General features: G+C 71.3%; 16 protein-coding genes. 7 read left to right on the forward strand and 9 right to left on the reverse strand.

Annotated elements, in window-relative coordinates:
* Positions 1-192 precede the first annotated feature (192 nt).
* From ACIRS1_RS31230 to ACIRS1_RS31260, 7 genes are all read right to left on the reverse strand, one after another.
* A complete protein-coding gene (locus ACIRS1_RS31230) occupies positions 193-333 on the reverse strand; it encodes a hypothetical protein (RefSeq protein ID WP_402845515.1) in 141 nt (46 codons plus the stop codon).
* On the reverse strand, positions 330-626 hold the full coding sequence (locus ACIRS1_RS31235) for an NUDIX domain-containing protein (protein WP_402845517.1): 297 nt from the start codon (positions 624-626) through the stop codon (positions 330-332). Before ACIRS1_RS31235 ends, ACIRS1_RS31230 begins: the two co-directional genes overlap by 4 nt.
* Positions 623-760: a hypothetical protein gene (locus tag ACIRS1_RS31240; RefSeq protein ID WP_402845519.1), complete on the reverse strand. Its 138-nt coding sequence runs from the start codon at positions 758-760 to the stop codon at positions 623-625. Before ACIRS1_RS31240 ends, ACIRS1_RS31235 begins: the two co-directional genes overlap by 4 nt.
* Positions 750-1559, reverse strand: coding sequence for an aminoglycoside phosphotransferase (locus tag ACIRS1_RS31245; RefSeq protein ID WP_402845521.1), 810 nt, complete (start codon positions 1557-1559; stop codon positions 750-752). Before ACIRS1_RS31245 ends, ACIRS1_RS31240 begins: the two co-directional genes overlap by 11 nt.
* A 70-nt stretch (positions 1560-1629) precedes the next feature.
* Positions 1630-1761, reverse strand: coding sequence for a hypothetical protein (locus ACIRS1_RS31250; protein ID WP_402845523.1), 132 nt, complete (start codon positions 1759-1761; stop codon positions 1630-1632).
* Entirely contained in the window at positions 1758-2879 is a 1122-nt protein-coding gene (locus ACIRS1_RS31255) for a radical SAM protein (protein WP_402845524.1), read from the reverse strand. Before ACIRS1_RS31255 ends, ACIRS1_RS31250 begins: the two co-directional genes overlap by 4 nt.
* A 297-nt stretch (positions 2880-3176) precedes the next feature.
* Positions 3177-3665: an ATP-binding protein gene (locus tag ACIRS1_RS31260; protein ID WP_402845526.1), complete on the reverse strand. Its 489-nt coding sequence runs from the start codon at positions 3663-3665 to the stop codon at positions 3177-3179.
* 227 nt (positions 3666-3892) lie between these two features.
* Between ACIRS1_RS31260 and ACIRS1_RS31265 the strand changes: the two genes are divergently transcribed.
* Together ACIRS1_RS31265 and ACIRS1_RS31270 are read left to right on the forward strand one after the other, a co-directional pair.
* On the forward strand, positions 3893-5203 hold the full coding sequence (locus ACIRS1_RS31265) for a helix-turn-helix transcriptional regulator (RefSeq protein WP_402845528.1): 1311 nt from the start codon (positions 3893-3895) through the stop codon (positions 5201-5203).
* 22 nt (positions 5204-5225) lie between these two features.
* The gene (locus ACIRS1_RS31270; RefSeq protein ID WP_402845529.1) at positions 5226-5585 is read left to right on the forward strand and encodes a hypothetical protein; all 360 of its coding nucleotides are present in this window, start codon (positions 5226-5228) and stop codon (positions 5583-5585) included.
* A 1262-nt stretch (positions 5586-6847) separates the two neighbouring features.
* On the opposite strand, the gene ACIRS1_RS31275 is transcribed toward ACIRS1_RS31270, so the two are convergent.
* A complete protein-coding gene (locus ACIRS1_RS31275; protein ID WP_360212484.1) occupies positions 6848-7486 on the reverse strand; it encodes a TIGR03085 family metal-binding protein in 639 nt (212 codons plus the stop codon).
* Positions 7487-7511: 25 nt separating this feature from the next.
* Positions 7512-8093: a hypothetical protein gene (locus tag ACIRS1_RS31280; protein WP_402845531.1), complete on the reverse strand. Its 582-nt coding sequence runs from the start codon at positions 8091-8093 to the stop codon at positions 7512-7514.
* Positions 8094-8218: 125 nt separating this feature from the next.
* Here ACIRS1_RS31280 and ACIRS1_RS31285 point away from each other — a divergent pair, with 125 nt between their 5' ends.
* The 5 genes from ACIRS1_RS31285 (at position 8219) to ACIRS1_RS31305 (ending at position 11897) form a co-directional block, all read left to right on the forward strand.
* The gene (locus tag ACIRS1_RS31285) at positions 8219-8695 is read left to right on the forward strand and encodes a hypothetical protein (RefSeq protein ID WP_402845533.1); all 477 of its coding nucleotides are present in this window, start codon (positions 8219-8221) and stop codon (positions 8693-8695) included.
* 72 nt (positions 8696-8767) lie between these two features.
* A complete protein-coding gene (gene hisI / locus ACIRS1_RS31290) occupies positions 8768-9139 on the forward strand; it encodes a phosphoribosyl-AMP cyclohydrolase (protein WP_360212478.1) in 372 nt (123 codons plus the stop codon).
* A 90-nt stretch (positions 9140-9229) separates the two neighbouring features.
* On the forward strand, positions 9230-10753 hold the full coding sequence (locus ACIRS1_RS31295; RefSeq protein ID WP_360212476.1) for an anthranilate synthase component I: 1524 nt from the start codon (positions 9230-9232) through the stop codon (positions 10751-10753).
* Between the two features lie 41 nt (positions 10754-10794).
* A complete protein-coding gene (locus ACIRS1_RS31300) occupies positions 10795-11268 on the forward strand; it encodes a hypothetical protein (protein WP_402845535.1) in 474 nt (157 codons plus the stop codon).
* Between the two features lie 26 nt (positions 11269-11294).
* The gene (locus ACIRS1_RS31305; protein ID WP_402845536.1) at positions 11295-11897 is read left to right on the forward strand and encodes a TIGR02234 family membrane protein; all 603 of its coding nucleotides are present in this window, start codon (positions 11295-11297) and stop codon (positions 11895-11897) included.
* The last annotated feature ends 11 nt before the right edge of the window (positions 11898-11908 follow it).

Genomic DNA, 11908 nt, shown 5'->3' on the forward strand with positions numbered 1-11908 from the left:
GGGGCCCGCGGTGGGTCTGTCGCCCCCCCAGTTTAGGGGGGGGGGGGTGGTGGTCGCGGGTGGTGCGCCCCCCCACTGGGGGTTGGGGGGCCCCCCCCGGGGGGGCCCCCCCCCGGCCGGCGGGGGGGCGCCACTTCGGCGGTTGCCAGGACCTCGTGCACGCGTTCCGGCCCGATTGGCTCGTTCCGTAGCTCAGGGTGCGATCAGCTTGCGAACCGCGTCACTCGCCGCGGGCAGCTCACCCGGAAGGGCCCACTGGTGTGCGTCGTGTTCGGTGAGGACGACGGGTTCGTACTTCTCCACCGTGACGGTGAAGGTGAATTGGCGTGTCATGCCGCCGGGGCTTCGGCGTAGTCGAAGTGACCGATGTAGCCGGTGACCTGGTCGACGGTCAGGCCGGTCTCCTCGGCGGTCTCCCGGCGGAGGGCGTCCAGGATGGTTTCCCCGGTCTCGATCGTGCCGGACGGGATCTCCCACAGGCCGCCCATGTAGTCGTCCGGGTTGCGACGGACGAGCAGGATGCGACCGTCGCGGTCGATCACGGCGGCGGCGACGAAGCCGGTGATCCCGGCGGCTTCGGCGTCGGCCGCCAGGCCGGCCACGAACGCGGGGGAGGTGACGGTCACTGCAGCTCCTCGTGATGGTCGCTGATCTCGACGGCCGCGCGGACGTATTGCTCGGCCACCTTCAGATCCTGCTCACGATGCCAGACCGGGAGCTTGATCGTGTGGGTGCTCAGGTCCGAACCGTCACCGAGCACTCCGGAACCGTGCCCACCGCTGGGCGGCCCGGTTCAGCCCAGCGGTCCACGGGTCCGGGTCATCTCCGGCGATGTCGGTCCACATGCGCGCCTGAGCCCGTGCGAAGGCGTCCACCACGGTCGGATCGCCGTTCTTCCACGTCGGAACCCTTGCCGCCCAGGTCTCTGCCGCGGCTGGGCTGTGGCCGCCTGCGGCGATCAACCAGATCACCCAGAGGGCTGGGTCGATCCAGGGCGCCCCCCGTGTGGCCCACGCCCAGTCGACCAGGAGAGCGCGGCCGCCTCGAACCAGGACGTTCTCGTTGTTCAGGTCGGTGTGCAGCAGGGAACCCCCGGCGAACCGGGCCGGCATCCCGGGGTCGTCCACGTAGGCGGCCCACCGCTGCTCGGCGCGGCGCAGCTCGATCGGCGGGCACGGGGTGCGGCCGAGCCGGCTGAGAGCCCCGACCAGCAACTCCAGCTCCCCGGCCTGGCGGTAGTCGGCGTGGCGGGCCTCGACGTGCTCGAACGCGACGAGGCTCCAGCCGTCGACGTCCAGGTGCCACAGCAGCGAGGGGGCGAGGCCCACCACGTACGGGTTGATCTCCGTCTCACGCCGTTGGGTCCACATGCGTGGGTGACTCAGCCGCATCCCCTTGACGAAGACGGTGCTGTCGGCGGTGGTGAGCGTGGCGGCGATCTCGGAGTTGAAACCTGCCGAGACCGTCTCCGAAGCAAGGATGGGCGTTCCGAGGCGGGCGGCGACGGCCCGGTGTACGGCTTCGGGTAGATCTGCCCAGTGCATGCGGATGGTGGTCACGGTACCCAGGCTCCCAGAGTCGGCCCGGAGGCCGACGGCACCACAGCCGTCGGCCTCCGGAGCTCGCGCCCTACCGGTACGGGTTGTCGTCGCTGCACCCGGGGAGGACGTCAGCACCGAAGTCCTCCATGTCGTCGATGAATGCCAGCGCCTCGTCGTCCTCACGTCGGGTGGCGGTCAGCTCGACCATGACAGCGGTCATCCCGAGTCTCCCTTCTGTTCGTGTTGGCAGTAGGTGTTCAGTGGTGCCTTCGCCTCCTGATAGCGCTTGGCCAGCGGTCGGCAGACCGAACAGAGTCCGGAGAGACGACAGCCGGAACAGCCACCGGTGCGAAGCATGAGGCGGTCGGCGATTGCGCCGAGCCGGACGAGACCTTCGACGCCTTCGGCCATGAGGTCGATCTGCTCGTCCCGGCCGACCTTGCACATCGATGCCCGTCCGTGCGGATCGACGTGCAGGAAGGTGTGTCCCGCGTTGCAGCCCGTGAAGCGTTCGAGGGCCTTCAGGTGGGCGGGTGACTGGGACGCAAGCGACTCCGCGCCGCCGTAGATCGTCGGCGACATGTGGGTGTACTCCTTGTATGGAATGCCCAGTTCGTCGGCCATACCGCGCATTCGGTCGTTCTCGTGTGCGTTCTGCGCGGTGACGATCAACGCCAGCCGTAGGGGAAGGCCGGCCTCGACCCCAGCGGCCAGCCCGCGGGTGACCCTTCTGAAGGCGCCCCGGCGGCGGGTGAACGAGTCGTACGTCTCCGCGGTCGCTCCGTAGAGCGACACCGTGACCCGGTACGGCCTGCTGGTGGTGAGCGATTCCAGGATGGTGGGGCTCGTCAGCCGCGTGCCGTTCGTCAAAACCTCGACCATCATTCCGAGGTCGTGCGCGAGCCGGCAGGAGGCCGCGAAGTGGGGGTTGATCAGCGCCTCGCCTCCCGTGATCTGCAGCCACAACACCCCTGCGTCCCGCAGGATCAGGAGCAGCCGCTGCTTGCCTTCGGCGTCCAGGCCGGCAAACCGCTTCTCCCCGAGGTAGCAGTGTTCGCAGTCCAGGTCACAGCCGAGATTGATCTCCCAGCTCGCCCGGCTATGGCCGTACACCGGGGCGTCGCGGATGTGCACGGCATGACTGACCGGCCGAGGGGCGACGTCGATCCCCCACCGGCTGCGGGCGGCGTCCGTGAGCCAGAGTGGAACGGCGAGCCCGGATCCGTGGGACTGCGCCAGTTCCCGGAAGCGCCGTTCGGGCAGCGCGATGCCCTCCAGGCGGCCTGGTCGCAACACGACGAAGCTGTTCAGAAACGGGCTCGCGATCAGGTCGTGCATGGTACGGCTCCTTCGCCAATGGGTTCCTGGGGCTGCTTCGGCAGGGAGATCAGCCGGTCCGGTTGAACGGTCGACACCCTCAGACCATCTGAGACTCCGCAGCGGCACGTAGGACTCGCAGGTGAGCCTCGGCGGCCGACACGGTGTAGAAGCGCCTGATCCGGTCCGAGGTGCCTGGAACGCGCACGTACTCGTGTCGGGCCCGGTCATAGATCCCCCAGCAGTACAGCAGGACGAAGTGCGGACTCCGGGAGTCGATCAAGCGGACTACGTACCGAGTGGGCGTGGAAGGCTCGGTCACCGAACGGTCTCCGTCCTCAGCCGGCTCTCGCCGGCCCGGGCCTGCTGCTGCGCCCGGACCTGAACCGCGGAGACGAGTACGGCGAGCCGCGCGTCTCCCGTCACGATCCGGTCGGGTGCCACCTCGAACCACACGACCTTGCCCGTCTCCACCGGGTACCAGCCCCAGGAGTGAGCCAGCGATTCCACCAGGAGGAGGCCACGGCCGGCGGTGGCCATGTCGTCGGGCGCGCTCCTCTGTGGCAGGCCCGGGCCCGCATCCATCACCTCGACCCGCAGACGCACACCGGTCCACCGGACCGTCACTCGGCAGGGCCCGGCTGCATGTTCAAGAGCGTTGGCGAGCAGTTCGGCCGCGCACAGTTCCACGTCGCGCACGGCGTCGTCCGCTATGGGGACTTCCCATGAGCGAACGAGGCGGGCGACATTCCGGCGCGTCGCGGGAACCGACGCGAGATCTGCCTCGGCGTCCCACTCACCCGACATCGGCACCATTGGGGTGTTTAGCGGACTCATAGCCGTTGTACTCCAAGTCGACGTATCGGCGCCTATGCGCCTTCACGCGTCTTCGTCGCGGCCTGTTTGCCGCACCACCCAGGAAAAAAGAAGCAGTTGGCGCGAACCAGAGCAATCCGGGTGCGCCTCTGGTGCATACTCGATGCACCAGGAGCTCTGACCTGGACCGATGCATCAGCAGAGCGAAGGGCAACCGCATGGCAGCCACGAGGCCACGGCTGGCACAACGGCGAAAGGCCCTGGGCTACAGTCAGGAGAGGCTTGCCGAGGCACTCGGTGTCGACCGTTCGACGGTCGCCCGTTGGGAGCGCGGCGAGACCGAGCCGCAGCCGCACATCCGGCCCAGGCTCGCCCGGCTCCTGGAGGTCACCACCTCGGAGCTCGGAGCCGTATTCGGGCCGCGGCCGAGCCGCAGCGATCCCTTAGCGGCCCTTCCGCAGGCAGGGGCCGTCACCTCAGCCACCGCTGCGGCCTCCTGGACCTATCTGGATGCGGGTGACGTTGACGAAATGAACCGCCGTGAGTTCCTCCAGGCGCTGAGCGTCACCGGGACACTGGTTGCGTTGCCGCCCCTTGATCGGGGCCACGCTGTGGAACGGGTAGCGGCTTCGTCCGCCACTGATCTGGGTCTCCACGGACAGGTGACCGCGCACCTGTGGCGGAGCTTCTCGTTCGCTGGTGCCAAGTCAGCGGTCTATCCGATGGTTCGAGAACAACTTGCAGTGCTCATCGAGGCTTTCGAGCGGGCCAAGACCGAAGCTGAGCGCCAGCAGCTCTGCATCCTCTCTGCAGACCTCTTCCAGCTTGCCGGTGAGATCTTCTTCGACGGGAATCGCCACACCGATGCTGCTCACTGCTACGCCCTGGCCGCCAGCGCTGCGCGCGAGGCGAGGGCTCATGATCTTTGGGCCTGTGCTCTGACTCGGCATGCCTTCATCTGCCTTTACGAGCGGAAGTTCGCAAAGGCAGTCACCATGCTCAACGCTGCTTTTGAGCTGGCCAAAAGAGGAGACCGAGAACTCTCGACACGCTATTGGGTGGCGGCCGTCCTAGCCGAGGCGTATGCCGGCCTGGGTGACCTCGACTCATGTAACCGGGCTTTGGACGTCGCGGGGCAGGTCCACGCACTCTCGGGGCAGATCCACAACGGTGGCTGGCTACGCTTCGACGGTTCCCGGCTTGCTGAGGAGCGAGGTACCTGCTACATCCGGCTATGCAGGCCGGATCTCGCGGAGAAGGCCCTCACGGAGGCGTTGAAGCCGACGCTGTCCCCGCGGCGACGGGGGAGCGTTCTCACCGACCTCGCCATACTCGGAGTTCAGCGAAGCGACCGTGATCACCTACTGTGCTATGCCGGTGAAGCCTTGGCGCTCGCCAGGAGGAGCGGATCAGGGTACGTCAGCAGCAAGTTGCGTGAGCTTCGAGGCCACCTCGAACCACTAAAGGCTGACCAGCGCATCTCTATGCTGAGCAGCCAGATTGCGAGTCTGCCCGCGATTCCATCCTGAACAGACGACGAGAGGACTGAGCATGGAGAACGAGGACGGCCGGATCTTCCGTGAGGCATGGATCGCCGGGGTCAGGAGGAACTTTCCGGGTGAGCCGAAGCCGGGATACATCACGCCCTGGGACGAGACTCCGGACTGGGAGCGCGAGTCGGCTGCCGCGGTGTTCGGTCAGGTCCGCGACTTCGTCACGGTGAGCGGCGGCATGACCGCGAGGCTCAGCAGGGAGCAGAAGGGCCGCTTCGTCGCCCTGTGCTGGATCGCCCAGATCCACAAGCACATCCCGGACCCGAAGCCGAGCTATGTCGCCGACTGGGCCGCCCTGCCGGAATGGCAGAAGGAGACGGACGCCGACATCTTCGAGGAGATCGAGCGGGTCGTCTGACCTGTCGTCGGTCGGCCTCGCGGCGCGGGCGCCGCGAGGCCGACGGGCAGCGCTTATAGCCTCGATGAGTTATGAGATAAGCACCCTTATTGCAAAGGGAAGTCGTTCCGGTGGTCGGCGTGTTACGTTCCGAACCGCAAGAGAAAAGGCGACCCCGGCGGTGCTACCAACACCCCGGGGTCCGGCACCAGGAGCACAACCTCCCGATGCGTATCCATCGTACAGAACACGTAGGGCACTTCACCGTTCTTCCCAACGCCGTGCTGCAGTACCGGCAGTTGAGCTACACCGCCCGCGGTCTCCTCGCGGATCTCCTCTCGCGTCCTGACGGCTGGCGGGAGGACGGCCGACACATGGCGGACTCCAGTCTGCAGGGGCGTGGCGCCGTCCGCCGGGCCCTGAGGGAACTGACCGAGGCCGGGTTCTACCGGGTCGAGAAGATCCGCCGGCTCGACGGGACGATCCGTAGCGAGGCCCACGTCTACGACACCCCGCAGTGCTTCTCGCCGGGTGTCGCCCCTCCGGCGCCCGGTCGATCGGGCCCCGGTCCTGCTGGCGGCTCTCCAAAAGACCGGGAGCAAGAAACCTCCCTCCCCGCGGGGCCGGCCGATGGAAGCGACCCTGAACCGGGAGGGGGTGTTCCGGGGAGATCCCGGGAGTCGACGGCCGTGCCTGATGAGGCGGTCCTTGAGGCAACGGCCACCTTGTTGCGGGTGATCAGGCCCGAACCCCGGCTTCGGCTTGGAGAGGCCGAGGCGCGGGAGTTGGCGCCCTTGGTCCTCCAATGGCTGGATCGAGGCAGTTCGCCGACCGACCTGGCCCAGGCCTTGTTGCCGGGTCTGCCTGCTCCCGTGTACTCCGCCGCGGCGGTGCTCCGCTACCGGCTGCAGCACAAGATGCCGTCCCCCTGCGCCCCAGGACGTCCTTCAGCGGCCCGGTACGCGGAGTGTGTCGAGTGCCGTGACCCGGTGCCGAAATCAGGCATCTGCCGGTCCTGCGCGGGGCCGGGGAAGGGGGCTCCGGGCATCGGGTGCGGAGCTTCCGTGACGGCCGGGGGCGCGACGCGGGCGCGGCGTGCCCTCCTGGCGGCCAGAGCCGTGCAAGCAGGCGGTTGCCACCCGGCGGTAACCGCCTGTTGAGTCGGCACATTCGCGGTCGGGCGCCGCTTGGTCGGGGCTCGGGGCGTCGGCCTCCTCTGGGGAGGGGGCCGACGCAATCACCCAATCCTGTGACTTCTCCCTGGGCTCTCGGCTCCTGCCGGGCTACGGGAGCGGGAGGATGTGGCGGAGGGCTTCGACGGCGTCGGGGGCGCCGTCGGCGGTGAGGGTGGTGCGGGCGCCGCGGCCGTAGACGAAGAGGACCAGCTCGCCCGGTTCGCCGGTGAGGCGGACGGTGGGGGCGCCGGCGGGGCCGACGGTGAGGGAGCGGCCGTCGGGGCGCTCCAGGACGAGGCGGACGGGGGAGCGGCGGCCGGCCTCGAAGCGGGCGATCATCGGCAGGCGGCGCCAGAGCGCGTCGGCGCGGCCGGGCGGCACCGGGCGGGCGGTCCACTCCTCGCCCGCGCGCGCGACGTCCTCGGCGTGCACGAAGTACTCGACGGTGTTGGCGGCCTCGTCCGCGCCGGGCAGGGCGAACAGGGAGAGCAGCGGCGGGCCGGCGCGGAACGTGCGCACCAACTCCTCGTACGGGCGCCCGGCGTAGTCGTCCTGCACCCGCCGGGTCCAGTCGGCGAGCGCGCCGATCCGGATGCCGGCCGCCGCGTCGGCCCGGCGCTCGCGGATCACCAGGTGGGCGGCGAGGTCCCGGGTGGTCCACCCGGCGCAGAGGGTGGGGGCGTCAGGCCCGGCGGCGGCCAGGAGTTCGGCGAGACGGTGGCGCTCGGCGAGGGCGTGGTTCGACATGCCGCCAGCCTACGGCGTGGACAGGTCAGCGCAGGGCGCCGGTGAGCTTGGGCCCGCCCTGCTTGTTGCTGAGGGTCAGGGTGCAGGTGTAGTCCCGCCAGCCCTGCTGGTAGTTGGTGCCGGCGGGGCCGAACTGGCGCCCGTAGTACGTCTTTCCGTCGTTCTGGCGGGCCTTGGCGGCGGCCTCGGCCTCCTTGCAGCCCTCCCGCATGGCGAGCGCGATCGGGATCTCGCCGGCCAGTCCGTCGGCCAGTTTGAGGTCGGCGATGACCTGGCCGTCGTGCTCGCCGGTGCAGGGGCGTTCCTCGGCCTTGGTGATCACCGGGCTCAGCTGCGGGTGGTCGAAGCAGGCGCCGACCGGGAAGAAGGCGTAGGGCGGGGTCTTCGTCGGGGCGGGGGTCGGTGTCGGGGTGGGCGTCGGCGTGGGGGTCGGGGTGGCCGTGGGGGCGGGCGGGGGCGGTGCGGCGGCGGGCTTCCGCTCCTCCGGCCAGAGCAGGACGGTGGCCACCACCGCGAGCAGCACGGCCAGGACCGCCGCGACGGTGAGGACCAGGCCCCGGGACGGGCGGGATTCGGCGGCTGCGGGCGGCTGCTGCTCGGAGGTCATGGCCACGAGGATGGCCCACCGGGGGCCCGCCCGGCAGGAGGTTGGCCGAAATCGTCCCGGTACCGAGCGTCCGCGCGCCGTCGGATAGGCTCCCGGCGGCACGACACGAGTCCCGGGAGCTGGGAATGCGCGTCGGAATCACCGGTCACCAGGGTCTGTCGGGCGGCATCACGGAGATGCTGGTCCGCGGCGACCTCTGGCAGCTGGTCACCACCTTCGGCCCGTACGAACTGGTCGGCGTCAGTTGCGTCGAGGAGGGGCCGGAGAGCTGGTTCGCCCGCTCCGTCCTGGAGCACGGCGGCAAACTGGAGGTGATCGTCCCCACGAGCGCCCCCGCGGTCGGCCGTGCCGACGACGGGCACCGGGCCACCCGGCTGCGCCTGTTGAACGAGGCCAACGCCGTCCACCGGCTGGCCGCCGTGGAGCGCGGCGGACTCGGCGACGACACCGGGCGCGCCCTGGTCGGCATGATCGACGAGCTGATCGCGGTCTGGGACGGCGAACCCGGCAGCGAACCCGCCCGGATCGCCGGACTGGCCGAGGCCGCCGGGCTGTTCGTCCACCGGATCTGGCCGTCCGGCTGCGAACGCGAGGCGTCGTAGAGCGTGTCCGGCGGGTGTCGGGGCCGGTCAGGTACGTGCCGGGGGCCGGGCCCGGACTGCAACAATGGCCCCATGTCCACCACACCCGCCGCCCCCGGCACCACCGCCCTGGCCCCCGAGATCGCCGCCCGCCTCAAGCGGACCGAGGACGGCCTGCTCCCGGCCATCGCGCAGCAGTACGACACCGGCGAGGTGCTGATGCTCGGCTGGATGGACGACGAGGCGCTGCACCGCACGCTCACCACCGGCCGCTGCACCTACTGGAGCCGCAGCCGCAGCGAGTACTGGGTGAAGGGCGACACCTCCGGCCACGTCCAGGCGGTCAAGTCGGTGGCGCTGGACTGCGACGGCGACACGCTGCTGGTCAGGGTCGACCAGACCGGCGCGGCCTGCCACACCGGGGACCGCACCTGCTTCGACGCCGACGTGCTCCCGCTCTCCTGAGCCCCGCGTCCCCCGACTGAACCCCGCGTTCCCCGACCGAACCCCGCCTCCCCCCGACCCCGACCGGAACTCCAGAAGGTGCCGCCCGCCATGGAACTCGAAGCCTTCCGCAAGCTCGCCGTCGACACCCGGGTCATCCCGGTCACCCGCAGGCTCCTCGCGGACGGTCTCACCCCGATCGGCCTGTACCGCAGCCTCGCCGCCGAGCGACCCGGCACCTTCCTGCTGGAGTCCGCCGAGCAGGGGCGCAGCTGGTCGCGCTACTCCTTCGTCGGCGTGCGCAGCGCCGCCGTGCTCACCGCCGGCCCGGACGGCGACGCCCGCTGGCTGGGCACCCCGCCGGTCGGCATCCCCACCACGGGGGACCCGCTGCAGGTGCTGCGCGCCGCCCTGGAGGCGCTGCACACCCCGCGGCACACCGACGACGGCCTGCCGCCGCTCACCGGCGGCCTGGTCGGCTACCTCGGCTACGACGTGGTCCGCCGGCTGGAGAAGCTGCCCGACCTCAACCCGGACGACCTGAAGCTGCCCGAGCTGACCATGCTGCTCGCCACCGACCTCGCCGTGCTCGACCACGCCGACGGCACGGTGCTGCTGATCGCCAACGCCGTCAACCACAACGACCTGGCCAGCGGCGTGGACGAGGCCCACGCGGACGCGGTGGCCCGGCTCGACGCCATGGAGGCCGACCTGCTCAAGCCGGTCGACCCGGGCCTGGCCACCTTCACCCCCTCCGGCCCCGGCGAGGCCCGCTCCCCGTTCGGCGGCGCGCCGTACCGGGCGGCCGTCGAGGAGGTCAAGGAGCGGATCCGGGCCGGCGAGGCCTTCCAGGTCGTCCCCTCGCAGCGCTTCGAGGCCCCCTGCCCGGCCTCCGCGCTGGACGTCTACCGCGTCCTGCGCACCACCAACCCCAGCCCGTACATGTACCTGTTCCGCTTCCCCGGGCCGGACGGCGGTGCCGAGGGCGGCTTCGACGTGGTCGGCTCCAGCCCGGAGGCGCTGGTCAAGGTCACCGAGGGCGAGGCGATGCTGCACCCGATCGCCGGCACCCGGCACCGCGGCGCCACCCCGCACGAGGACGCGGCGCTGGCCGCCGAGCTGCTCGCCGACCCCAAGGAGCGGGCCGAGCACCTGATGCTGGTCGACCTCGGCCGCAACGACCTGGGGCGGGTCTGCGAGCCGGGCAGCGTGGAGGTGGTCGACTTCATGCAGATCGAGCGCTACAGCCACGTGATGCACATCGTCTCCACCGTCACCGGCACGGTCGCACCCGGGCGGACCGCCTTCGACGTGCTGACCGCCTGCTTCCCCGCCGGCACCCTCTCCGGTGCGCCCAAGCCGCGGGCGATGCGGATCATCGAGGAGCTGGAGCCCACCCGCCGCGGCCTCTACGGCGGCTGCGTCGGCTACCTGGACTTCGCCGGGGACTCCGACACCGCGATCGCCATCCGCACCGCCGTGCTGCGCGACGGCACCGCCTACGTGCAGGCCGGGGCGGGTGTCGTCGCCGACTCCGACCCGCACGGGGAGGACACCGAGTGCCGCAACAAGGCGGCCGCCGTGCTGCGGGCCGTCGCCACCGCCAATACGCTGCGGACGCCGGAGATGTCGTAGGACGCCGCAACCGTCGAGGGGCGTCGAGAGAGGCGGCCGGGATGACCGAGGAGCCGCAGGGCGGGCCGGGGCGCGCGGCCCTGCACAGTGCCGCCGCCCAGATCGGCGAACAGCTGGCGGGCCGCGGCCGGGTGCTGCGCGGGGTGGTGGTCGACGCCCCGGGGGCGCCCGGTGGCGGCCTCACCGCCGACCTGGCCGTCGTCGCCCCGGACGCCCGGCCCGACGACCGCGGCCGCCACCCGGGCGCCGGTGTCGAGGCGGTGCTGGAGGCGGCCGGGCCGCACCCGGCCGGGACGGCACGGGCGTACGCGCTCGGCGGGATCCCGCTGTACGTGGTGGTCGACACGGCGGCCGCGGTCTGCACCGTGCACACCGCGCCGTCCGCCGACGGCGCCTACCGGGAGGCCGAGCGGGTGCCGTTCGGCAACGACCTGTTCCTGCCGCTCGGCGGGCGCACGGTCGTGCTGCGCACCGACGAGTTCCCGACCGGGCCGCCCACCCCGGGTTCGGTGTGACGCGTCGGGCGGGGGATAGTGGACGGGTGACCGCTCCTGACCAGACCCCCGCCCCCGCCGCCCCGGCCCCCTCCGCGGCCCGCCGGACGCTCGGCGTGATGCTGCTGCTGACCGTGCTGAGCGCCGTCCTGGTGCTGACCGCCGTCGGCCGGGTCTGGGCGGAGGGCCGGGCCGGCACCCTGGCGGTGTCCGTCACCGGCGGCACGATCTCCGAACTGCCCGGCGGGCTGGCCCTGGTGGGCCTCGCGGCGGCCGTGGCGGTGTTCGCGGTGCGCGGCGCAGGCCGGCTCGCGGTGGGCGCGCTGACCCTGCTGGCGGGTCTCGGCGCGGCCGCCGCCTCCGCCGCGGGCGCCGGCGACACCGCCGCGCTGGACGCCGAGGCGGCCCGCAAGCTGGCCCTGACCGGCTCGGCGGCCACCGGGGTCGGCCACACCGGCTGGCCGTGGGTGGCCCTGGTCGGCGGACTGCTGCTGGCTGTCGCCGGGCTGCTCACCCTCCGCTACGGCCGCGGCTGGCCGGCGATGGGCAGCCGGTACGAGGCGCCGACCCGCAAGGCCCCGGCGCGGAGCGAGACCCCGGCGGACCTGTGGAAGGCCCTGGACCGCGGCGAGGACCCGACGTCCGGCTGACCGGCACGCGT

This window comes from Kitasatospora sp. NPDC101176 (assembly GCF_044768035.1).
Taxonomy (GTDB): domain Bacteria; phylum Actinomycetota; class Actinomycetes; order Streptomycetales; family Streptomycetaceae; genus Kitasatospora.